Source organism: Asaia sp. Ae19-3, assembly GCF_059801175.1.
Map to the genome: position 1 here is coordinate 2,164,821 of NZ_JBCHWF010000001.1, position 23,302 is coordinate 2,188,122.

The window sequence follows — 23,302 nt, forward strand, 5'->3', positions numbered from 1 at the left end:
TTGCGGAAGAGGCTTCAGCCGCACGATCGGAACAGACCGGCTGCTGAAGTCCCAACCAGAGCTGTTTCGCAGGAATGCCCCTGCCGCAGGCCATCGGCTTGTGGCAGGGGAGCGAAATCAGTCAGCCGAGGGCAAGGCGTAAGCCAGAACATAATCACCCTTGTTGGCATTCGTACCCGTACGGGTAGCACCACCGGCGACGACCAGCACATATTGCTTGCCGTTTTCGACATAGCTCATGGGCGTACCCTGACCGCCAACTGGCAGACGCTCACGCCAGACCTCTCTCCCGGTGCGGAGATCGAAGGCACGCAGATAATTATCGAGCGAACCATGGAAGAAGGCGAGATTTCCCCCTGTCAGGAGCGGGCCACCCATCGTGGGCATACCGACCGGGATATAGAGATGCGGAATAATCCCCTTGTCACCGAAAATGCCGTGGATACGGGCATCCTGGATGCTGCCTACAGGCACCTGCCACAGGGTTTTCTGCGTCTTGAGGTCAATCGCCGTCAGAGAGCCGAAAGGCGGCTTGAAGCATGGCGCGCCCATCGGCGAGACGAACATGGAGCGTTCCACACCCCAGGGGGTGCCTAGCTGCTCGGAATACTCACCTTCCGTCGAGGGCACGAGACCAGCCTTGGCCGCCTCTTCGCGTTTGATGAACTGCCCCCACATCGCCATGCGGATATCATTCACCACCAGCACACCGGTCTGCGGATCGATGGCACCGCCACCCCAGTTCGAACCGCCGTAATAACCCGGCCAGATCAGGGTCTTCTGCTTGTCAGAGAGCGGTGTCCATTCACCTTCCCAGCGCATTTTCTTGAAAGCGATGCGGCAATAAAGCTGATCGAAAATTGTCGCGCCCCACATATCGCTCTCCTTGAGGGGGGCGACACCGATCGACAGATCGGAATAGGGCTGAACCGGGCTGATACGCTGACCGGGCATGCCGTCAGTCGCAACGGGACGATCCGTCACCTTCACGACAGGCTTGCCCGTGCGACGATCCAGCACGAAAACCTGACTGCGCTTGGTGAGTGCCACGACGACAGGCGTGGTCTCGCCACCGGCGCCGGGCAGATCATAGAGGATCGGCTGCGAGGTCACGTCATAATCGAACATGTCCTGGTTGGCCGTACGGAAATGCCAGCGCTCCTGACCGGTACGCAGATCAAGGGCGAGAACGGCGTCGGTATATTCATCCGAATAGGGATGGCGGTTGCCGCTCCAGAAATCGGGCGTCTGGTTACCCAGAGGAATGAAGGCAAGACCCAGCTTGGGATCATAGGATGCAGTACCCCAGAAATTCGGAGTTTCCGGCGCATAGATCTGTCCGGCCGGAAGCGGACGGCTGTCCCTGTTGCCGCGTGATGCATCCCACGCCCAGACGAGACGGCCAGTGCGCACATCATAACCGCGGATAACGCCAGAAGGCTCACCCACCGTCATGTTGTCGTTGATCTTGCCGCCCACCATGATCACACCGTCTGCCACCAGCGGGGCAGAGGTGAGATAATAGGAGCCGGGCGCTGTCGGGCCGAGACCCTCAAGAAGATTGACCATGCCATGATCGCCGAAATCCTCGCACAGCGCGCCAGTAGAGGCGTCGAGTTCGAAGAGGCGGGCGTCATTGGTGGTGCTGACGATACGACGGGCGCAAGGTGTCTGCGCCGTGATCGGTGCAGGCGCTGCCGGGGTCTCATCAACCGGAGCCTGTGCCGGAACAGGCGCAGCAGGGTCAGCCGGTTGCTCCGCAGGCGTCGGTGTCGCTTCTTCCGGACCGAAAGCCTTTGCATCGGGGGCCAGCAGCGACATGGTTGTCAGATCGGCGTAGCTGACGCCACGGCAGCGCTTCCAGCCCTTGTTACCGCGCGTCACCTGCATGTGCGGGTCGAAACGCCAGCGCTCATGCCCACTCACCGGGTCGAGAGCAATAACCTTGTTGAGCGGTGTGCAGAGATACAGCGTATCTGCCACCTTGAGCGGCGTCACCTGATATTCCGAGCCATCAATGGCCAGATCACCCGTATGGAACGTCCAGGCGAGTTTCAGCCCCGAGACGTTATCGGCGTTGATCTGGACATAAGGGGCAAAACGGTCACCCGTCAGATTGCGCCCCCAAGCTGGCCAGTCATTGCCATTCTGCTGCCCGAGCGCCGTATCGACCTTGGGACTGTGCGCCGGATCAGCCGTAACCTCGGCATGCGGCCGGAACATGTTGAGCGACACACCGGCAAAGATGATTGCATAGAGCGCTGCAATCCCGAGCCCCCAGCTGCGCCGTACCCCGACACCGCGTCCGGCGCTCTCGCCGGAGCGGACAGCCGGACCGAACCAGGGTGAAAGCACCCCGACCACGATTGGCAGCACAAGGAACACGACCACGCGTGGCACGACCAGCCAGAAGACGTCGCCCACCTCGTTGAAGGCCCAACCGACGGCAATCAGGCTGAGAACGATGGAGAGCGGCAGGGCAAAAGCCTTACGCGCCATAAGCGCGAGGCCAACTGCTGCCATAAGCAGACCAAGCGGGATATAGGCCCAGCTTCCGCCCAGCCAGGCGAGGTCAGCCCCGCCAAGCGCCAGACCGACGCCAAGCAGCGCGATCACCAGACCGATCACGACACATAAAAGATGGATAAGGCTTCTCACGAGCAATCCTCACGCTACGCCCCCCAAGCCTGACACCATCACAGGGCGTCAGCCATGGCGAGCCGTTTGAGCATTGAGCGTTTTCAAACCGGCAGAACCCGAAACCATTGCCGCGTGAACCACCCGAAAACAGGAAAAAATCAAGTCAAGAACCAGCCTGAAAGCTCAAAGGATGGGTAATGTGCCGCGCAAAACTTTCCTTTACGTCATCACATATTCATCACTACGCAATATTCACGGTTTTGTGACCGCATACCGTCAATCATGACAAAGCATGTACGCATGATGACCTGAAACCGGCTGCGCTATGGCAGGGAAGACATAATGGAAAGCGCATACTGCGTGGCCGGGTTCATGCGTCCGCCCCGTGCCCAGGCAATGCCATGCTCCATATAGAAATCATCACCCGCTGCCCCACCCTCCAGTACGGGCAGACGCGCCAGCTGGGACTCAGACAGCAGGGAAACGGGCATGAGTGCTGCCGCATCACAGGACTCCACCAGATGCTCGATCAGCGTCGGCAGGCTGATCTCGATCAGCCTTGGAGGAAAAGCGAGGCCACGTGCCAGAAGGATCTGCTCAAAGCGATCGCGCATCGCCATGCCTCTCAGGGGCAGCAGCCAGACCCGATCGACGAAATGCGCCCACTGGTCGAACACCTCCGCACTGGTCATCAGCACATCGTCTATGATGATCACACAATGTTCGAGGCACAGCGTTCGCGTCTCGAACCGGCCCGACGACGCCACATCGAGCAGATTGACGGCAACGATATCAGTCCGGCCTGCATGCAGATCGTCCAGCAGACGTTTGCGCATACCGTATTCGATACTGACAGTCAGAAAAGGCTGCTCATGTTTCATGCGCGCCACCCAGCTTACCAGCGGACGCTCGAGCATAGGCGCCTGAAATCCGATACGCAGCGTACCGTGCAGCAGCGCGGTTTCTCGCGTAAAATCCTCGCTCAATGCCTGTAATTCATGATCGATGCGCCGCGCTGCCACCAGCACACGCTCCAGACCCGGCAGAGGCACGAGATGACCCTGCACGCGCTCGAACAGACGCTTGCCGAGAATTTCCTCGATCTCGATGCAGGATTTCGAGACTGCGGCGGGAGAGATGCCCAGACGGGCTGCCGTCTGCCTCATACTGCGTGTCGTATTGAGCATATCGAGCAGATGCAGATGGCGCAGTTTGAGCCGTCGGTGAAGCGTGATGCCTGATCTGGCCATGTCTCTCTCCTTCGGAGCGTCAACCAAATGGTTGACATGACATAACCCTATTTTGCTTCAATAACGAAACGTTTTAATTCCATAATCTTTCATCGGCCATTTACCGACACAAGCGGTTACCGCGCTTTGCTCCAATAATCACCGGCAGGAAGCATGATGACAGATTCCCAGAAACAAAAACGCCTTACCAAGAAATGTATCAAAGCATCGATGTTTTTGTTGCTGGCCTCTGTGTCCGCCCCGGCTTTCTCAAGCCTTGCCGAAGCCGCTTCCAGCCCTGATGCCCCGGACCGCGCCCTGCCGCACTCCCGCGCAGCCGTAAAAACCGCCAAGAAGCAGCAGGCGGCCCCGCTTCGTAGTGCGACGCATCACAAACCGGTTGCTGGTGGTGCCGAAACCCTGACAGTCACCACCGCCCGCCGACGCCTGCATTTCAATTCGGCCCAGCACGAAGCTGATGCCACGACGCATATCACGTCAGAGACACTCACCCGACAGGGCGTCGTCTCTCTGCTCGATCTACCCCGTGTCGCGCCCAACCTCACCGTGCAAAGCGTCAATGGCACCGGCTCGACCAATTTCTTTCTGCGCGGTATCGGGCTGAACGACTACACGCAGAACAACATGTCCTCGGTGCTCGTTTATTATGACGATGTCGCCTACCCGCTGGCCCGTATGGCGGCCGGGCTGATGTTCGATATTGCGGGCGCTGCGGTGGAACCGGGCCCCGTCGGGTTCAGCCATGGCCAGACCGATACGGGCGGTGAAATCGCGTTTCGCACCTCGGACCCGACCGATGACTGGCATGGTGGCGTATCGCAGGATATTGCGAGCTATGCCCGCAGCCGCACCAATCTCTTCGTTTCCGGCCCGATCATAAGCGACAAGCTGAGCTTCCGTATCGCCGGGCAGACCATGCAGGGCGGCGGCTGGCAGACCAACCCGAGCACTGGCGCCCATCTGGGCGATGCCAATCTCGGTGCCCTGCGCGCCAAGCTGCGCTGGCGCCCCGAAGAACATACTGAAATCATGCTGAGCGGCCATTGGGTGCAGGACAATTCGCAAGTCGTGGCCGCAAAGCCTGTGATCAATTTCCTGCCCAGCCGTGGCTACCCGACACTCTCCTACCAGCAGGCGCAATGGGATTATAATGCCCGCCTGGCCAAGCTGATCGGCCGCTCGACATCCCTGTCACCCAGCGCGCACAACACGATGTGGGGTGCCGACCTCAAGATGTCTCATGATTTCGGCTTCGCAGCGCTCAAGAGCATCAGCGCCTTCGAGACCGAACGCGTGGGCGAATATACCGATCAGGACGGCACCCTCTGGGCGACCGGCGATAATTACCGCAATATCGTCGCCAACAGCTTCTCTCAGGAACTGCGTCTGGAATCACGCAAGAAGCAGCCGCTCGAATGGGTAGTCGGGGCCTATTACGACCGCGTACGCATGACGCAGCAATCGTTCTTCGATTTCACCGATTACGTGCCGACACGTGGCTATCTGCAGGAGACCTCCTTCGGCCAGAACGAGCAGACTTTCTCGCAATTCGTGCACCTCTCCTACAAACTCCCCTATCGGGTGACGCTGATCGGGGGGCTGACGCATGAGGCGGATGATCGCCAGCTGCTCAATCTGCGTACGGTGCAGTTCGGGCGACGCAGCCTGCAATTCCAGTCCACCGGCTCGAACATGAACCAGTTTGCCGGAACACTTGGCGTGCAGTTTCAGGCCACCAAGGATCTCATGACCTATTTCAAGGTAAGCCGCAGCATGAAGCCCGGCGGCATGACCGCCAATAATACGGTGGTGCAGGGCCAGCTCGACCCGTTCAAACCCGAAACCGTTCTGGCTTATGAGCTCGGCTTCAAGGCCGACATCATTCCCAACAGGTTCCGGCTCAACGCCGCTGCTTTCTATTATGACTATCACGACCAGCAATATCTCGGCAGCTATGTCGTTCCCGGCTACGGACCTCTGGGGCGCTTCGACAATATTCCGAAATCGCAAATCTGGGGTGTGGAATTCAACACCGAAATCAACCCCATCCGTCACGTCTATCTGACGCAGAATTTCGGCTTCCTGCGCAGCAAATACCAGAAATTCCAGGCCATCAACGCGTCGGCTGTCAACGCACAATATCAGCAGACCGGCATATGGGCACCGATCTACACGGATTATGCCGGCACTGAAGGCATGAACCCCAAGCTCACCCTGAATGGCTCGGGCGATTACCGTCTCACCTTCCTGCGCCGCTATGAAGGCGAAGCAGGCGTCGACTGGAATTTCCGCTCGGCACAATCGATGGTTCCCGGTGGCACCGGCAATTACCAGCTTCCTGCCTATTTCCTGCTCGGTGCGCATGTCACCGTGCATCCGCTCAAAGGCCCATGGACAGCCACCATCTATGCGTCGAATATCCTGAACCGGGAGTATTTCACCACGAGCTCGCAATCGACCACGACCTATTTCCGCATACCCGGCCCGCCACGCTTCATCGGCGGCCGCATCGGCCTCACCTACTGAGCGCCTTACCCGGCAAGGAGACATGTCTCATGACAGGATCGGATCAGGACAGGAAACGGGTCATCATGGCCGCCTGTGTGGGCAATTTCCTCGAATTCTACAATTTCATGGCTTATGCGTTTTTCGCTCCCATGATTGCCAAGGCGTTTTTTCCCAATAGTTCGGGGCTGGCAGGGCTATTCGATGCCCTGATCACCTTCGGCGCCGGTTTTTTCCTGCGTCCGCTCGGCGCCTTCTGCGTGGGCATCTATGCCAGACGCTACGGCCATCAGGCCGCGCTCATGCTCACCTTTGCGATCATGGCCACAGGCTCGCTTCTGCTCGCTGCCACCCCATCGACCCGTTCGATCGGCCTGATTGCCGCTTTTCTCATCGTTCTGGCCCGCATGCTGCAGGGCTTTTCAGATGGTGGCGAGGTCGGCCCTGCCACTGCCATGCTCTACGATGCGGCCCCACCCGGAAAGGGCGGCATCATCAGCATCATGCAATATGTCACCCAGCTTCTGGGCATGGTCGTGGCCGTCATTTTCGGGCTGATCCTCTCCCTCACCCTCTCCCATGACGCTCTTTATGCCTGGGGCTGGCGTATTCCGTTCTTCATCGGCATTGCCATCCTGCCATTCGGGTTCTGGCTGCGTCGCCAGCTCCCGGCACAGCATGATCATCACGCAGAACCGCATCCTTTCGGCGCCACACTGCGCCTGCTGGTCACGCCAAAGATCCTGCTGGTCTTTGCCCTCATCATCTGCGGCACCATCACCAATTACCTGCGTACATTCGGTGTGAGCTATGCGATCGCCGTTCTGCATCTTCCGCCCGGCACGGCCATGCTCGCCATGGCGCTCGGGCTGATCTGCGGTGTGGTTGCAGTCATTGCGGGCATGCGTATTGCCCATAACAACCCGGACCCGAAGCTTTTCGTCATAATGGTGTCCATCATCGGCACACCGCTTTGCATGCTCTATTATGCGCTTTCCATCACCTATCCCGGCCTTGGCACACAGATCGGCCTGAACCTGACGGTCTTTCTTTCTTCCGGCCTGCTCATCGCGCCGGTCTGGCGGCTGCTCTTCGATGCCATTCCCGACCATAGCCGCGCTTTCATCTTCGGGCTCGTCTATGCTCTGGCCGTGTCCGTTTTTGGTGGCCTGACCCAACCCGTCACGGTGCTGCTGATCGCCCGTTTCCATGACCCCATGGTGCCCGCCTGGATGCTGGGGGTTTTGATGCCGCTCTCGCTTCTGGCTTATCTTGCCCTGCGCAGGCGCATGATCCCGCCCGCGCCCGGCGCGACGATCATCACCTCCGAGGCCGATCGGGCCTATTGACCCTGTTCCTCCGACAAGGATTTTCCTGATGAAAAATACCGATGCCATTCTCTCCTTTGTCGATGACCGTGCGCAAAGCCTGATCGCGCTGAGCGATGCTGTATGGGAAGTGCCGGAGACAAACTTCGAAGAGATACGCTCCTGCGCGCTGCATACTGAAAAACTGGGCGAAGAGGGCTTTCGCGTTACACGTAATGTCGCAGGCATCCCGACCGCGGTCATGGGCGAAGCCGGAGAAGGCGGCCCGGTCATTGCCTTTCTGGGCGAATATGACGCCTTGCCTGACCTGACCAATGCGGCAGGGGTAACGGAGCATACGCCCCTGCCCGGTGACGGCAATGGCCATGCCTGCGGGCATAATCTCCTGGGATCGGCAGCGCTTCTGGCAGCTACCGCACTGAAGAACTTTCTGGCAGCGCATGATCTGCCCGGGCGTGTGCGCTATTATGGCTGCCCCGCCGAAGAGGGTGGCGCAGGCAAGGCCTTCATGGTGCGTGAAGGCGTATTCGATGATGTCGATGCGGCCATTTCCTGGCATCCGCTCTTTTTCACCGGCGTGTTTCCGCCCTCATCGCTGGCCAATATCCGTCTCGACTTCACCTTCACCGGCAAGGCCGCCCACGCAGCAGCAGCGCCCTTTCTCGGTCGCTCCGCACTCGATGCTGCCGAGCTGATGAATGTCGGTGTGAATTACCTGCGAGAGCATATGCTGCCGAGCTCACGTATCCATTACGCCTATCTCGACGCTGGTGGCGCAGCCCCCAATGTCGTTCAGGCCAAGACAACCATCCGCTATGTCGTGCGCACGCTCGATCTGGCTGATCTCGTGCCTTTGACAGAGCGCGTGCGCAAGATCGCTCAGGGCGCTGCGCTGATGACAGAAACGACGGTGCAGGAGCGCGTGATAAGCGCCATGGCCAATATCCTGCCCTGCCCGCCTCTCGAAGCCGCCATGCAAGGCCATGTCGAGCGTCTGGGGCCTCCCCCTTTCGACGAGGACGATCGCGATTTCGCCCGCAAGATGCAGGCGACCTTCCCGAAAAGCGATATCATTGCTGCCTTCCATCACGCTGGCGCCAAGCCCGACCTCGACCAGCCCTTGGCCAATTTCGTGCTTCCCGCAGGCGGCAACCGCTCGTCGCTGGGCTCTACCGATGTGGGTGATGTGAGCTGGACCGTTCCCACCGTGCAGGCCCTTGGTGCGACATGCGCCATCGGCACGCAGCTGCATTCATGGCAGATGACGGCTCAGGGCCAGTCTTCCGTCGCCCATAAGGGCATGGTGCATGTCGCCAAGGTCATGGCCATGACAGGGCTCGACCTGTTTACGAACCCTGATCTGCTGGAAGCCGCCAAAAAGGACCATGCCGAGCGTCTGGCCGTGCAGCCCTACGTAACGCTCATTCCGGAAGACGTCATGCCTGCCGCAGACAGTGAATGAATGAGCCGGTGTGGGGCTTTGGCCCCACACCCGTCCCGAAAACCTTTCCTTCGGGAAATCTGTGTCAGCGCCTTTTCTTCAGCAATGCCTGCGCACAGGCGACACCGATCAGGACGAGCCCCCAGATGGCGAGCGTCAGGTAGTCACTGAATCCCAGAAGATTGAAGCCTGTTGCGATAAGCTGCAGCATGACCATGGCCAGAACCAGCCCGGTTACACGTCCGAACCCGCCATTGGGATCGACCCCACCCAGCACCGCAGCAAGAACGGTTACCAGCAGATAGGATTTGGCATAGGCCGCACTGGCGGAATTATACCGTGCCAGCATCAGGCAGGCAGCGCAGAAGCAGAGAAAACCCGAGAGCGCGTAGATCCTGATCGTTACCCGGTCGACATTGACCGCCGAATAGCGCGTGGCGAGCGCGTTGGAGCCGATCATACGGATCGAGATGCCGAAAGATGTGTGCTGCAACACGACATGCATGACGCCAGCCACCACCAGAAATACCAGAAAGGCGAGCGGTATCTGAAGCAGAGACGCATTGCCGATCTGACCATAGAGCGATGGCAGACCGGAGATCACCTCGCCTCGCGTCAGCCAGATACTCGTACCTTCAACAATCGACATGACGCCCAGCGTGACCAGAATGGGGTGGACTCTGGTGCGCACGATCAGCCAGCCCGTCAGCCCGCCGAGCGCCGTACCCAGCACCATCCCCGTCATGAGCGCCAGAAGAATACAGAGCGTGACATAACCTGCGCCATGCCCTGCCAGAGGCAGATGCGCCAGTACCGTTACCATGGCGAGACCGCAGGCGTTGGCTATGGCGATAATGGCGAGGTTGAGCCCTCCGGACATCATGGGGATGGCCATGGCCAGCGCCAGCAGACCAAGCTGCGGCAGCTGGAACATCATCGACCGCATCGAGCCGAGGCTGAAAAACCCTGGCACGACAAGGCTGAATCCAACCGCCAGGGCAAGTGTGGCAAGAGCCTGACCCGAAACACGCGCTGGAAACACCCGCCGCAATGGCCCCAGAAGATCGTCCATGGAGACGTTCCGTCCCGTCAGATTTTCAGACATTGGGTGCCTCCTCGACAAGGCGGGAACGGGTACGACTGCGCACCGACAGCGCCGTGAGGCTGGTCGAGGCGAGGATGATCGCCCCTGTAATGATCTCGAAGCAATAGGGCGAGATATCGAGCAGATTGAGGCCGTTCTGAATGATGGCCAGCATCAGGATGCCGAGTGTAATGCCGCCAATCGTGCCAACACCGCCCAGGAGCGAGGCACCCCCGAGTACGGCAGCGGAGAGCACGGAAAGCTCGGTGCCATAAAGGGCATTCGGCACCGCCTCACCCACACGATTGGCCTGAACGAGCCCTGCCAGAGCGGCCATGAACCCGGCAAAACCATAGGCGAAAAACTGCAATCGGGAGATATTCAGCCCGATACGGCGCGCGGCTTCGGCATTGCCGCCCATGGCGTAAAGCTGGCGGCCTGTTTTCGATCGGTTGAGCAGCACCCAGCACAGCCCGAGCGAGGCAATCATGACAATAATGGGCAAGGTGATGCGCACCAGATCGCCCCCTGCCGTCTCGAACTGCAGAAAGGTAATCCGATCGCTCCACCACTCGGGCAGATTATAAATGGAATGCCCGCCCGTCGCGTACATCAGCAGGGCGAAATACACATTCATGGTCGCGATGGTGATAATGATCGAATTGACCCGCGCATAATGGACCAGTGTCGCATTGATGAACCCGAGCAGCGTGCCGACAATCAACCCTGCCGGAATGACCAGTACCGGCGACAGCCCGAAACGCGTGGCCAGAAGGGCTGCCACATATTGCGCCACCGATGCCGTCGCTGCGAAAGAGATATCGATCCCGCCCGCGATCAGCACAACAAAGAGCCCGGTGGCCATAATGGCCTGGACGGCATAGCTCTCGGTAAGATCGACAAAATTGGAAATGCTGAGAAAATTAGGCGTCGCCAGAGAAAGTGCGACGATGAAAATAGCGATGACACAGGCCAGCCAGAATTCAGGCCGGTTTCGCAGGGATGAGAGGTCAGGCATAGATCCGCTCCTCAAGGGCCTGTTCGGTTATGAGAGACGGGTTGTAGTCGCCAGCGATACGTCCATTGCGCATATGCAGAATGCGATCGCAGGTCGCGAAAAGCTCGATCATCTCATCGGAAATCACGAGAATACCGACGCCCTGATCGCTCAATTCGCGTATCAGGGCATAAATGCCTTCCTTGTTCTTGATATCGACACCAACAGTCGGACTATCGAGAATCAGGATTTTCGGATGGGACGCCAGCCAGCGCGCCAAAATGACACGCTGCTGATTGCCGCCCGAAAGCGTATTGATGGCATCTTCGACCGAGCTGAGCTTGATATTCAGACGTGCGACCCAGTCACGGGCGAGTTGCGTGCGTGACGCATCCGAAATCAGCCCAAAGCGATTTGCGAGGCCGGGCAGGACAGCAATATCCAGATTATCGACGATGGATTGCTCTGCATTGATGCCCAGATTCAATCGGTCTTCCGAGACATAAGCGAGGCCTGCAGCCAGAGCGTCCTGATTATTACGGAAACGACGCTCCTGCCCATGGACAATCAGCGCCCCGGAATCGGGTTTTGTCATGCCAAAAAGCGAAAGTGCCAATTCGGTGCGCCCCGCGCCGAGCAGACCCGTCAGCCCCAGAACCTCGCCTTCATGCAGGCAAAGCGACACGTCATCATATTCACCACGACGACTCAGATGGCGCGTCTCCAGCACCACATCACGCGACGTGCAATCGCGCGCGACATGATGCGAGGCGATTTCGATGCCGGTCATGAGGTGAATCAATGTCCGCTGGTCAAGCGCATAAGCCGGATAGGTGCCAACCATACGCCCGTCACGCATGACCGTAATCCGCTCGGCTATGGCCGAGACCTCATCCAGTCGGTGCGACACGAAAACGACGGCAATCCCTGCAGCCGAAAGCTTGCGCACCAGATCGAGCAGACGACGCACCTCGGCACGCGTAAGCGAAGCAGTTGGCTCATCCATGAAAATCAGGCGGGCCGATCCGGCGAGGCCGCGGGCAATGGCAACAATCTGGCGTTCAGCGATCGACAATGAGTCGACGGGCAAATCGAGGGGCAGATCATGACCGAGCCGATCGAGAGTCTCGCGCGCCTTGCGCCTTATGGCCGCTTTCGGGCTGAATCCGCGCCCGAGATTGGCATCAAACGCGATATTTTCGGCAACACTCAGATTGGGAAAAAGCGCCAGATCCTGAAATACGACCTGAATGCCCAGCGCCCGCGCCCGCATCGGGTCGAATGACAGGATTTCCTGCCCCGCAATGCGCATCTCGCCGCCTGCGTCAGGCGCATGAACGCCGGAAACTGCCTTGATGAGCGTCGATTTGCCGCATCCATTCTCGCCTACCAGGCAATGAATTTCGCCCTCACGCACATCCCAGTCGATGCCACGCAGGGCCTGAAAATTGCCGAATGTCTTGAAGACATTCCGCAATTCCAGAAAGACAGCCGCTGTCACAGCCCGAGCGCCACCAGCTCGTCGATGGTCGATCTGTCGATAATCTGCATCTTAGGCGCAAGAATGCTGCGCTGTGCCGGATCGACCTGCAGCGCGCCGATATCCTGCATCTCCATGCCATTGGTGATCGGCTTGTCATTGGCCAGCATGACGCCCAGACGCACGAGTGTCTGACCGGCAAGAAGCGGATTCCAGATATAGCCGCAGCGAATGGCCCCGGAGCGCACATATTTTGCCCCCTGACCGGGCGAGAAAGGGCCGACTACAGAAACAGTCCTGATCTTGCCACGCGCATCGACGGCGCGGGCAGCGCCGATCGGCCCCTGCGACCCGAAGGCCACAATCCCGGTGAGGTCAGGATGCGCGCGCAACTGATCCATGACGGTGCGATAGCTGTCATCCACGCTTTCACCGCAGCCAAAGCGATCGCCGATGAGATGCATGTCGGGATATTTTGCCTTTTGCAGCGCAATTGCCGCGTCGGCGCGCATTTTATGCTGCGGCACGGTCAGCGAACCGACGATGATAATGTAACCGCCCTTGCCACCCGTTGCTTTGGCCAGCGCCTCCATATGGCGTTCGCCATCTGCAGCGGGGGTGGTGAACTCGAGGTCCCATTCCGCGCCTTGCTGGCCGGGGCTTTCATGGCTGATGACATGGATGCCTGCAGCACGGGCGCGTTGCAGCACAGGCACCAGTGAGCTGGCATCATTGGGCACCACGCCGATGACATCGACCTTGCGGGCGATCAGATCCTCGATCGCGCTGACCTGCTGGGCGGCATCGGCCTGTGTCGGGCCAATCATCCAGGCATTGCATCCGGCCTCCTTGCCCGCACTCTGTATGCCGCGCTCCATGGCGTTGAACCAGGGAATGCCACCAATCTTGGCGACAACGGCAATCTTCTTCGGGGCATCACCGGCGAAGACCGGCGAAAGCCGGGCTGATGCAAAAGGCGCAAGAGCGGTAAGGCTGGCAGCGGCACCCATGAAGCCGCGACGGGATACGATCATGGTCTCAACCTTTTCAGGTCGTCACGAGGCGCCACACAGACGCGCTCGCGACCGGGGGGAGAGGCAGGAAGAAAAAGAAGACGTCAGCGGCGCTGGCGGCCGAGCGCCTCGCGTGCCGATTTCATCTGCACATCGGTAAAGGCCTTGGCATGGGCTGCCAGATCACGGCTGTCTTCCCAGAGATTGCGCCAGATGCCCAGAATACCTTCCAGCGGCTGCCCGACCACGGCAGAAGAGAAGGATTCGAAGGTGATCGGCCCCTGGTAATTAATGCTTTCCAGCGCACGGAAAATGCTCGGGAAATCGACAGAGCCGGAGCCCAGATAGCCACGATGGGAATCGCCGGTGTGGAAATAACCCAACAGATCGCCAGCTTCGCGAATGGCCTCGGCTGAATCGGCTTCCTCAATATTCATGTGATAGCAGTCGAGATGCAGCTTCACATTCGGCATCTCGACTTTCCTTACATACGCGATCGCCTGACGCGCCGTATTGAGCACATTGGACTCATAGCGATTAACCACTTCCATCCCGAGCGTGATGCCACTCGCCTGCGCCTTTTCGGCGACGCGACGCACTACATCGATGGAACCGAGAATGCCGTCAGCAGTCACGGGTGTCGCGTATTTCTGAAAAGCCGAATAAAGAATACCGCAGACATGGGTAGCCCCGACATCGCGCGCGAGCGAAATGGCATCGAGAAGATGCGCCTCACCACGCTTTGTACGCTCGGCATCGCCAGAAGAAATATCCATCTCTGACGTCAGACCGAACGACATGGTGATGCCGAGCTTGTTGCGCTCGAGTTCGCGCAAGGTGGCCGGCACATCGAACCCCTTGAGGTCCATCGTAGAGGCCTCGATGAGGTCGTAGCCGAGTTCGGCGGTCGAACGTATGGCCATGGCGGCGTCTTCAGGTGTCCAGCCAGCGGTCCAGACAAAAGCATGCAATCCAAGCTTGTTCATGAGAATTCTCCTGTTCTGGGGGGGGCGGTCGAACCGCGCACCACAAGCGTGCAGGACAATCTGACCTGCATGGGGGCGGTGCTTTCGCCCGCAATACGATGCATGAGGCGCGACCAGGCCTGAGCCCCCAGAGCATCAACCGGCTGACTAATGGCCGTGATGGGGGGATGGGTGGCACGCATCCATGCATAATCGTCGTATCCGACAAGCGACACGTCGCCGGGTACGGCACATCCGCTCTGGTGCAGACAACGCAGCGCGCCCAGAGTGATGGAATTTGTAAGAGCGATAATGGCTGTGGGGGCCTCACTGCCTGTCAGCATCTCGGTCAGCACCTCAGGCCCTTCTTCGGCATGGTGCCCCACTTCCAGAACCGTTGGCACCGGCAGACCGGCCTGTACACAAAACGCGGTAATGCCGGCACAGCGTTCGCGGATATTGGCAAGCGACAGCGTGGTGGCGACCACCAGAAGGCGCCTGTGACCTAGCCCGACAAGATATGCCGCAGCCTCAGTAGCGGCCTGCTCGTTATCGACCGCAATCGTATCGGCATTGCAGGAATGCGGCAGCCGGTCGATCACCACATAAGGCACGCCAGCCGCGTCGAGAAATGACGCATCGGCGAAAAGATCGTCATTGGGCAGAACGATCATGCCCGCTGGACGCCATGACAAAAGCGCCTTGAGTCGCGATGACGCGAGCTCGGAGTCCTCGCCCGCACTGGCCACGATAATATCGTAGCCATCCTTGCGGGCGCGGTCTTCCAGACAGGCAATAAGGGCCGTGAAAAACGGATTATCCAGACTTGGTACCAGCACACCGATAATGCGGTTGCGCCCTTCGCGCAGTTGCATGGCGGCCCTGTCGGGCAGGTAATTCAGTCTGTTGATGGCCTCTTCGACACGCGCACGCACAGCGTCAGACACGTTTTTACGGTTGCGCACGACATTGGAGACGGTCGCGACAGAAACCTGCGCCTCTTCTGCGACATCGCGGATCGATACCTTGGCACCTTTGCGTGACATGAGACGCCCCTCAATCGGTTAAACGTTTAACCGAAAAGAGACGTAAGATGAATTTCACATATCAGGGAAATGACGTTTCTGTCATTTACCGTCATTCTCTTCCATGCCCGCGTCTGACGATCCGGCTGCGACGGCCTCTGCCAGGCCAGAATCTCTGCGTTTTTCGTATCAGCGCCGAAGCATGGAAGGAAAAATGCCTCTTTGTCAGATAAGAGGAATCCCTGCTGTCAGTAAGGTCTCATGGCTTGTGACAATAGAGGCGTACCCATTCCGGCGGCTCCTGCTCGAGACGCCCATCGATCGGGATATGCCGCTCCTGCGCCCAGCGATATCCCCACATGGGGCCGAATTTTGTGGCGATCTTGGGCTCCTGCGTGAAAGCGGGGTCTGACTGGGCCTGCGCCAGGGTGACGAAGCGATAATGCTGCTGTCTGAACAGGTCGAGAATCTGTGGGAGGACCGCCGCATTCAGCCGGTTATCGTGAAAAAGCATGACCGCCGGCACATCACGGCCCATGATCTTCTCATCCAGCGCCTGATAATAGGGAATTTCGATACGCGCATAGTCGATATAGGCTTGCCGTATACGCGCCTCATCCGCCGAGTTTTCTGCTGAGTGGGCGCATTCATAGGCATCGTTGAAAAGGTAATCCTCCACGTCGATCGTTGTGGCGGCCTGCCTGTATCCAAGACGCCTGACAATCTCCGACAGGGCAATCCGCTTCGGTTCGGTATCGCCAACGTGATTGAACGGAAAACGGAAAAACTCGAGCTTCCGTCCTGCCTTGTGAGCGAGCGGTCCGATACTGCGCTCGCCCTCTTTTATCTCGTTTTCGAATTGCGCCGGGGTGAGCACATTGCTGTCGACATGATGCGCCGCATGATTGGCCAGTGCCAGAGCGCCCTGATTCCACTGGGCAAGAATTTCGGTGCCAAGCCACCCAAGGGCCTGCACCTTGTCTTCGTTCACGAAGGCGGTGACCGGTACTGCGTCATGACGCAAGGCGGCAAGAATGGCGCGATTGGCAGCCAGTGCGTCTTTCTGATTATCACTGCGGGACGTTTTGCCCGGCATGACATAGGGCAGATCATCGAAGGTTACCGCCACCTGATGTTCAGGCAGCGGCGCTGCCTGGGCGGTTACGGAAAAAAGACCCAATGCCCCTAGTTGCAACAGTGCCTCGGTGTATCGATGCACCGTTGCTGTTTTCTTTTTCATCGCCACGCTTCCCGGGCGCAGGACCATGAATCGCCATGGATTTACTGCCGCCCCCGATCATTACGAAAATGAATTCCGGTATTGTTGCGGCACAAAAAAGAAAAATAGGGCCAGAAGTCATAATCCCGGCAGCATGAGGGCGATCAGAGCGCCCTCCTGTCATGAACTCAGGACTGGCTGACGCTCGCGGGAAGTTCGTTGACTGTCACGACACGCCAGACACCATTGATCCGCTCCAGAATGGAGAGAGACAGGTTCTGAATCGAGAAGCGCAGGGCAGTGTCAGGATGGACATTCAGGGCATGCGAAATCGCCGCACGAATGGCCCCGCCATGGCTTACCACCACACTGTCCTGCCCCTCGCTTCGGTCGGCCAGCTCATCCAGCGCGTGGCCGACGCGGGCACAGACATCAAGCATGCTCTCACCACCGGGAGGCTGCTCGGAGGCTGAAAGCGACCAGAAATTATGAGCCGTCTGACGCAGTTTCAGGGGGAGTTCCTCATGGGGAAGATTATGCCACTCACCCATGGATTGCTCGGTGAAGCGCGGCTCGATCGTCAGGTTGCGCGTGCCATATCCCGCCGCGAAAATGGCCTTGGCCGTGTCCTGGGCACGCTTGAGCGGCGAAACAACCCATTGCGCATCAGCAGGTAATCTCTGACCCAGAGCGGTATAATAGGGCACCTGCAACGCCAGATGCTCGGAGCAGAGATCGACGTCGAGCGCACCATAGACGCGCAGCCGTGCCGTTGCCTCGACAATGGCATGGCGGATCAGCCAGATGCGCGTCACGCCCGAAGGCAACTGCATGGAATCCAGAAAATGACCATGCGCCTTTGGTTCAGAGGAAGAGGCCGTTGGGGACTGGGTCATGATACCAGAGACTTTCGCGAGAAATGGGAATGAGGCGCATAACGTGGCACCGGATCGGCGGCTTCAAGCCGATCCCAATGCGCAAGGATAAGCGATATTTTCGCAAAGGCGCGGCGTATATCTGCAAATTCACGAGCAAGGCGCGACTGGTCTGTCAGACCCGCATGAGAAGGCTCGCCTGAAACCAGACGTGCCCCGGCACACAGACGCAGCGCCCCGGCATTATCGCCGCCCAGTGCGGGGTGCGGCACCGGCACAGGCTGACCCAGATGACAGAGCAGTTCCGCCAGCTTCTCACCAGCAATCCAGGGCGACAGATCGGCATTGAGCCAGCGATGCAGGGCGCGGGCGCGCTCGAGCGACAAAGGCTTTTCCGCATCTTGCGGATCGTTGACGAGAAAGGAGAAGACGGTCGGCACGACATCCCAGACTTCCTGACCGTCGATACGCGCGCGCTCAAGAGAGGGCACAGGCAAAAGGGTCAGAGCCGCATGGCGCGCGATTACATCGCGTGCCGTTAACTCGAAACGTCTCAATGTCTCGATGATGCGTGTTCGTGGCACAGCACCGAATGCCTCACTCTCGGCAAGCGCCGCCTGCCAGCGCAGGGAGAGGCCCAGATTGCCATCACGGGCCAGACGATCGGGCGTGCGCGTTGCCGGCCAGTCGCAACGATTGAAATACGCCGAAAGCCCCTCGGGCAGAGAGAAGCCAGCCAGCGCCTCGACCTGGCTCTGCGGCAGAAGCACGGCACCGCAGAAAGGCGGCCCTGTCAGAAATTTCGACCCGGTCGTCATGACCATCATGCCGCTGCGTACCATCATGCCGACGCGCTCGGGGGCGAGACGCGCCTGACAGGCATCGACAACGAAAGTCAGTTCATCGGGGTAAAGACCGGCCAGCTCCGCCAGCAAATCGTGGCACGGCCCGACCAGCCCGGTCTTGGACATATCGAGCTGATGCAGAATGACATGGCGCCCCTCGGCCACCTCGCGCATGACGCAGGCGCGCACCTCGTCATTGAGCGCCTTCGTCTCTCTTGGCGACCCATCAGGATTGCGTATGGCGATACCAAGCAGGCGTGTCTGTTCGGGAAAACCGTCGAGAAGACGGGCCTTGTCAGCGCTGTTACCGAGCGCCGTCTCCGCCGCGAAATGCCGCCCTTGCGCGGCAAGCGGTACGCCACTGCCGGTTTCATCGGGCGCGATCAGCACATTGGTAATCGCCGCCCCCCTGGCCCGCATCAGACCGACAGCCAGAACCGCCAGTTCGCAATCAGTGCCTGAGGCAGCGAGAACGACATTATCCCGTGAGTCGAGACCATAGAGCGCGGCCAGACCGTCTTTCACCGTAAGGCAGGAAACCTCACGCGCGCGCGGTGCCGGGGTACCGTGCAGCGCATCCAGCAGGAAAGCCCGTCGGGCACGCTCGGCCCCCAGATAGCCACGCTCGGAGAGGGATGACGCCGTAGAAGATGAGAACGTAACCGCCCAGGGGCGCGGGCGATGCGAACAGCCATAGCGATTGAGACCGGTCTCCGGGTCGATGCTCAGCCTTTCATCGCCGCCATCTGCCATCAGATATTCCGCCGGCGCCAGACACGACCAAAGCGGCTTGAGCCGCGCCAGAAGCAGGGCGGGCTCGACCACCGACACGGAAGCCTCGGGACAGAACTGCGTCAGCTTGGGCCAGAGCGCCGTCACACGCGACGCCGAAGGCGGCTGATCAGCTGCAAAATCATGCAGCCATTCCAGCCCGGCAGGCAATGTCGGGGTATCGCAATCGAGCTGATGGAAAAGCGCCGCCACGCGCGCCGCGACGATAGCCGCCAGGGGGCGATCATGCGTGGGCAGACCCTGAAGAAGGAAGCCCCATTCAAGCGCGTAACGCAGCAGGGTTGGCGCCATATCAGGGCGCTCGAAAGCAATCGCGCCAAGAACGATGGTGTCGGCAGAGACCGTGAAGGGCAGATGAAGGCGCGGCGAAAGATCGAAGACGATACGGTCTGAAAGACTTTGCAGGTCAGGGCGGTCGAGCGCTGCCAACAAACTATCCGTCACTTTTTCTGCAAGCACGCGGCGCCATCCTGTCATGAAGAGGCCGCTTTATAGCCCAGACCACGATGATTCCCAAATGAGGGGCACGCTATGAACCATGCATGCGCAACAGCCAGTCATCAGTGAATTGCGAGGATTTCGGGCCTCGAAATCTCCCAAGAGTCACAATTATTAACTTAATTCAGACGCCCATCAGCCATGCGCCTGACTGTCATTGTAGCGCGCGGGGCAACGCTCCACGCTCATCATCGGCACGACCACGCCCCATTCTCCAGGTGATTATGCCACAACTTTGACCTTAAACAGGACGACCCTGCCACGACATCGAGATCAACACGCCGATTGACAAGCCAAGCCAAACCCGAGCGTGAAGAGGCATATTGGCGCGATCATGCATGAGGGTCTCACTCCGATGGGGTTGACGACGTTCCTGCCCCCGACGCGCGTAATCACGGGCGATGCGATGCGACAAGGACGTGTACTCTCGTCTTTTGCATCTTCCCTGATAAAAAGAATGAAGACATGTCCCGCGCTGCCCGGAAGATATCCGCTCTTCGCGTTTTGTCCGCCCTCACCCTTTCGCTAACTTACGCTTCGCAAGCTCTCGCCCAGCGGGTTTCACCCCAGTTCGAAAAAATAATCACCCTCAGGCTAACGGAACAGCTACGCTGTGACTGAACGACGCCAGCATGCCTGAAACGGATTCATCAGATACCGGCGACCATGAGTGTCATCTACGGCTTACTCTTTTACTTACTGATTACCGACGTCCCAGTCACTTTTTATACCGGGTGGAAGTGGCGGACGTGATCCGGGAATCCTTGATCAGGCTTGTCGTGCGAGAAACTGTTCAACAGAGTTTATGCTCGTCGACCAAGTGGATATTCTTTCGCCATCTTCATTCACGAAGTCCATATCATCAAGCACTAGATCGAAATTTATCGCTCGTTTCATGCTATGCTGCCACCTGAATAGAAGTTTCTCCTGTATGAAGACTCTATTTTCCAATATCTGACATGGCCATGAGTTGATAAAATTGGCATTTCTCGGTCGATAAACATTGGTCAGAAAATAAGACTTCCCTGTTTCCGAAAGTCTTTTCGCCGAATTTCTCCACGATTCTTCGTATTTTTCTTTACTGAAAAAGCTCAGATTGGAGAAGAAACCTTCCCTTTTTTCTTCTATGTAGAGGGATCCGAAATAGCCATCTTCGTCATACGAAATCGCCCTTCTTCCAAATCTTATATCGAACATCCGAGTAACTTCCGCAGCACCAAGAACCATGACATATCAGTCGAGTATAATTCATAATTGCCGCACCAAAAGAATAGGATATTAATTTTATAGTAAAATTTTTGTGCTTATTACGGCTTTGAACCATATAGTTTCTTCAGTCACGCCTGTCGCGAAATTAGTCATAATTTCGCCAATTCCAAATAAATATTTCTATGCCTTGAGTGTATTATAAGAAACATGCTCGCTTAATTTTCAATTTCCACGTAAGAAGGGTACCGCCATGAAAACAGAACTCAGTCACGAGGGAAGAGCGCTTCTGAGATTTCTCGTCAAAGAGATCCTCCCAGGTGCTATTGTGGACAGACGTGCAGACATCGTTAAAAACTGCATCGGATACAAGCAAGTTCATGAGCAGCTCAGACTCCCAAGACGGTCAGAAACATGGGGAAGAAGTCTCGAATTGAATGGTCTGGCCAACATGGCCGAATGGGTATTTGAACAACATTTTCCTGCGATCAGCGGCCTGATCGTCACCGAAGAGACCAGAGCACCCGCAGTTGGCGGCTATATTCCGCTTATGGAGCGATATAGATCCGACTGGCTAACCGAGATCGAAAAATCTCAGCAGCAGGACTGGACTCCATTCATCTGACCACTGTCTAGTTGTGCAATGGCTCTGAATTGTACGAGCTGGGTTCTTACCCCTGTCCTGACATGCTTGCCTCAGGCGAACCGACGCGTGAACAGCCCATTTGATGAACGTATATGGGACAATAGTGCATTGACTAACGACAGGATGAAGAGCCAGTCGATTTCGAAGTTTCACGTCGCTATTGCGCACAACCTGCCAGTTCAGGGAGAGATCTTCGAATACCCCACCCGAAGCCGCCCCCTACGCGATTAACTCCCGTATGAAGTACGCACGGACTTACACCCTGTCACCGCGCACATAGGCAGAGAGACGCGAAGAGACCATGGGGATAGTCAGCATTGTGCTGCCGAGCGCCATGAGGAGCAGTGCCGTGAAGGTACTGTTCGTGATGATATGCCGATCGAGAAGCACGTTGGCGAAGATGATCATGATAAGGGCTTTTGTCTGAAGCAGCCAGCCAAGCGTGGCCGCGTCGCCTTTGGGCCAGCCGAGAACTCTGCCCGCAATCTGCACACCTATCAGCTTGCCGCCCACCGAGGCGCATAACAGCAAAGCGGCGGCGGCAAAGACGGCTCCTCCGCCTATGGTCCACTCGGTGCGCAGACCGGTTGACAAGAAGAAAACCGGCATGATTGTCAAAAGTACGAAATGGCGGAAACGGTCCATGTCTTCCTGTCTGAACCAGGCAGCATCGAGCACCGCGCCCGAGAGGAAGGCACCCACCATGAAATGGAGCCCGGCCCAGTCAGCCGCAAAACCGCAGCCTGCAAGCCAGACAAGGCCGAGATACCAGCGATCCTGCTCTGCAACGCGGGCCATGAGCACGCGAAACGCCAGGGTGGCCAGACCGAAAAGGACCAGAAAGCCCAGCTGGCGCCCCATACGCTCCCAGTCGAGCAGAATGACTGCCAGAACGCCCCAGATGGCCACATCGTCCAGAGAGGCATAACGCAGGATACGCTGCCCGAACGGCGTCCGCAGAATGGAGAGTTTCTCAAGAAACAGGACGAGGATCGGCAAAGCCGTCACGGCACAGGCAATACCGATACCAAGAACGACCTGCCAGCTTGCCCCTGCCGCCCCCCTCCACCCCGGATAACGAAGCATCACCAGCGCTGCCAGACTGCCCGTTACAAGAGGGACGGCCAGAGCAAGCCCTGCCGTCAGCCCGGTTTCGCCGCGACGACGCCATGCTTCGCGGATATCCAGTTCGATACCCGCAACCCAGACGAACATCATGACCGCCCACCAGGCAATGCCGTTCAGGGCCGTGATCGTGCCAGGCGTGAAAACGGTCTTGTAGTAATCGGGGCAGAACGCCCCCAGCACGCCGGGGCCGAGCAGAATACCGCCAATAATCTGCACCACCACGAGAGGGGCCCAGAAATCGGTACGCAGCAGGCGCCAGACGAGATAGGGCAAGGCATAGATCACCAGCATCGCAATCAGAAAGATCTCGGTGGGTGTTCTTGGCACTGGTTTATCCTTGCACTCGTATTGGCACTGGCAGCCTG

Annotated in this window: 17 protein-coding genes; 4 read left to right on the forward strand and 13 right to left on the reverse strand. The window is 58.3% G+C overall.

What is annotated here, in order from left to right:
* Positions 1-117: 117 nt before the first annotated feature.
* Together AAID99_RS09420 and AAID99_RS09425 are read right to left on the reverse strand one after the other, a co-directional pair.
* Positions 118-2,658 carry a membrane-bound PQQ-dependent dehydrogenase, glucose/quinate/shikimate family gene (locus AAID99_RS09420; protein WP_498493717.1) on the reverse strand — a complete coding sequence of 847 codons (2,541 nt, stop codon included), beginning with the start codon at positions 2,656-2,658 and terminating at the stop codon, positions 118-120.
* 305 nt (positions 2,659-2,963) lie between these two features.
* Positions 2,964-3,890, reverse strand: a complete 927-nt coding sequence (locus AAID99_RS09425; RefSeq protein ID WP_188425761.1) for a LysR substrate-binding domain-containing protein — start codon at positions 3,888-3,890, stop codon at positions 2,964-2,966.
* Between the two features lie 210 nt (positions 3,891-4,100).
* Between AAID99_RS09425 and AAID99_RS09430 the strand changes: the two genes are divergently transcribed.
* From AAID99_RS09430 to AAID99_RS09440, 3 genes are read left to right on the forward strand one after another with little or no spacing between them, the layout of a single operon-like run.
* Positions 4,101-6,416 carry a TonB-dependent receptor gene (locus AAID99_RS09430; RefSeq protein WP_188425760.1) on the forward strand — a complete coding sequence of 772 codons (2,316 nt, stop codon included), beginning with the start codon at positions 4,101-4,103 and terminating at the stop codon, positions 6,414-6,416.
* Positions 6,417-6,445: 29 nt separating this feature from the next.
* Complete coding sequence (locus AAID99_RS09435) at positions 6,446-7,744, forward strand: MFS transporter (protein WP_188425759.1); 1,299 nt, start codon at positions 6,446-6,448, stop codon at positions 7,742-7,744.
* A 28-nt stretch (positions 7,745-7,772) separates the two neighbouring features.
* Positions 7,773-9,185, forward strand: a complete 1,413-nt coding sequence (locus tag AAID99_RS09440) for an amidohydrolase (RefSeq protein ID WP_188425758.1) — start codon at positions 7,773-7,775, stop codon at positions 9,183-9,185.
* Positions 9,186-9,249: 64 nt separating this feature from the next.
* On the opposite strand, the gene AAID99_RS09445 is transcribed toward AAID99_RS09440, so the two are convergent.
* The 10 genes from AAID99_RS09445 to AAID99_RS09490 all read right to left on the reverse strand — a co-directional run bounded on the left by AAID99_RS09445 (position 9,250) and on the right by AAID99_RS09490 (position 21,184).
* On the reverse strand, positions 9,250-10,269 hold the full coding sequence (locus AAID99_RS09445; RefSeq protein ID WP_229719635.1) for an ABC transporter permease: 1,020 nt from the start codon (positions 10,267-10,269) through the stop codon (positions 9,250-9,252).
* Positions 10,262-11,266 (reverse strand): ABC transporter permease, encoded by a 1,005-nt coding sequence (locus tag AAID99_RS09450; RefSeq protein ID WP_188425757.1) that lies wholly within the window; start codon positions 11,264-11,266, stop codon positions 10,262-10,264. The genes AAID99_RS09445 and AAID99_RS09450 overlap by 8 nt, the downstream gene beginning before the upstream one ends.
* A complete protein-coding gene (locus AAID99_RS09455) occupies positions 11,259-12,746 on the reverse strand; it encodes a sugar ABC transporter ATP-binding protein (RefSeq protein WP_188425756.1) in 1,488 nt (495 codons plus the stop codon). Before AAID99_RS09455 ends, AAID99_RS09450 begins: the two co-directional genes overlap by 8 nt.
* Positions 12,743-13,759 carry a substrate-binding domain-containing protein gene (locus AAID99_RS09460; RefSeq protein WP_229719634.1) on the reverse strand — a complete coding sequence of 339 codons (1,017 nt, stop codon included), beginning with the start codon at positions 13,757-13,759 and terminating at the stop codon, positions 12,743-12,745. Before AAID99_RS09460 ends, AAID99_RS09455 begins: the two co-directional genes overlap by 4 nt.
* A gap of 83 nt (positions 13,760-13,842) precedes the next feature.
* Positions 13,843-14,724 carry a sugar phosphate isomerase/epimerase family protein gene (locus AAID99_RS09465; protein ID WP_188425755.1) on the reverse strand — a complete coding sequence of 294 codons (882 nt, stop codon included), beginning with the start codon at positions 14,722-14,724 and terminating at the stop codon, positions 13,843-13,845.
* On the reverse strand, positions 14,721-15,749 hold the full coding sequence (locus tag AAID99_RS09470) for a LacI family DNA-binding transcriptional regulator (protein ID WP_188425754.1): 1,029 nt from the start codon (positions 15,747-15,749) through the stop codon (positions 14,721-14,723). The genes AAID99_RS09465 and AAID99_RS09470 overlap by 4 nt, the downstream gene beginning before the upstream one ends.
* Positions 15,750-15,987: 238 nt before the next feature.
* Positions 15,988-16,968, reverse strand: coding sequence for a polysaccharide deacetylase family protein (locus AAID99_RS09475; RefSeq protein ID WP_498493718.1), 981 nt, complete (start codon positions 16,966-16,968; stop codon positions 15,988-15,990).
* A 167-nt stretch (positions 16,969-17,135) separates the two neighbouring features.
* Positions 17,136-17,843, reverse strand: a complete 708-nt coding sequence (locus AAID99_RS09480) for a histidine phosphatase family protein (protein ID WP_498493719.1) — start codon at positions 17,841-17,843, stop codon at positions 17,136-17,138.
* A complete protein-coding gene (locus tag AAID99_RS09485; RefSeq protein ID WP_229719632.1) occupies positions 17,840-19,936 on the reverse strand; it encodes a hypothetical protein in 2,097 nt (698 codons plus the stop codon). The genes AAID99_RS09480 and AAID99_RS09485 overlap by 4 nt, the downstream gene beginning before the upstream one ends.
* Positions 19,937-20,725: 789 nt before the next feature.
* Complete coding sequence (locus AAID99_RS09490) at positions 20,726-21,184, reverse strand: hypothetical protein (protein ID WP_498493720.1); 459 nt, start codon at positions 21,182-21,184, stop codon at positions 20,726-20,728.
* A 232-nt stretch (positions 21,185-21,416) separates the two neighbouring features.
* Here AAID99_RS09490 and AAID99_RS09495 point away from each other — a divergent pair, with 232 nt between their 5' ends.
* Positions 21,417-21,788, forward strand: a complete 372-nt coding sequence (locus AAID99_RS09495) for a hypothetical protein (RefSeq protein ID WP_498493721.1) — start codon at positions 21,417-21,419, stop codon at positions 21,786-21,788.
* Positions 21,789-22,064: 276 nt separating this feature from the next.
* On the opposite strand, the gene AAID99_RS09500 is transcribed toward AAID99_RS09495, so the two are convergent.
* Positions 22,065-23,264 carry a cation:proton antiporter gene (locus AAID99_RS09500; RefSeq protein ID WP_229719630.1) on the reverse strand — a complete coding sequence of 400 codons (1,200 nt, stop codon included), beginning with the start codon at positions 23,262-23,264 and terminating at the stop codon, positions 22,065-22,067.
* Positions 23,265-23,302 lie beyond the last annotated feature (38 nt).

Coding starts and splice junctions, on each gene's coding strand:
- AAID99_RS09425 (WP_188425761.1), bottom strand. CDS start 3,890: ATGGCCAGATCAGGCATCACGCTTCACCGACGGCTCAAACTGCGCCAT.
- AAID99_RS09430 (WP_188425760.1), top strand. CDS start 4,101: ATGTTTTTGTTGCTGGCCTCTGTGTCCGCCCCGGCTTTCTCAAGCCTT.
- AAID99_RS09435 (WP_188425759.1), top strand. CDS start 6,446: ATGACAGGATCGGATCAGGACAGGAAACGGGTCATCATGGCCGCCTGT.
- AAID99_RS09440 (WP_188425758.1), top strand. CDS start 7,773: ATGAAAAATACCGATGCCATTCTCTCCTTTGTCGATGACCGTGCGCAA.
- AAID99_RS09445 (WP_229719635.1), bottom strand. CDS start 10,269: ATGTCTGAAAATCTGACGGGACGGAACGTCTCCATGGACGATCTTCTG.
- AAID99_RS09450 (WP_188425757.1), bottom strand. CDS start 11,266: ATGCCTGACCTCTCATCCCTGCGAAACCGGCCTGAATTCTGGCTGGCC.
- AAID99_RS09460 (WP_229719634.1), bottom strand. CDS start 13,759: ATGATCGTATCCCGTCGCGGCTTCATGGGTGCCGCTGCCAGCCTTACC.
- AAID99_RS09465 (WP_188425755.1), bottom strand. CDS start 14,724: ATGAACAAGCTTGGATTGCATGCTTTTGTCTGGACCGCTGGCTGGACA.
- AAID99_RS09470 (WP_188425754.1), bottom strand. CDS start 15,749: ATGTCACGCAAAGGTGCCAAGGTATCGATCCGCGATGTCGCAGAAGAG.
- AAID99_RS09475 (WP_498493718.1), bottom strand. CDS start 16,968: ATGAAAAAGAAAACAGCAACGGTGCATCGATACACCGAGGCACTGTTG.
- AAID99_RS09480 (WP_498493719.1), bottom strand. CDS start 17,843: ATGACCCAGTCCCCAACGGCCTCTTCCTCTGAACCAAAGGCGCATGGT.
- AAID99_RS09485 (WP_229719632.1), bottom strand. CDS start 19,936: ATGACAGGATGGCGCCGCGTGCTTGCAGAAAAAGTGACGGATAGTTTG.
- AAID99_RS09490 (WP_498493720.1), bottom strand. CDS start 21,184: ATGGTTCTTGGTGCTGCGGAAGTTACTCGGATGTTCGATATAAGATTT.
- AAID99_RS09495 (WP_498493721.1), top strand. CDS start 21,417: ATGAAAACAGAACTCAGTCACGAGGGAAGAGCGCTTCTGAGATTTCTC.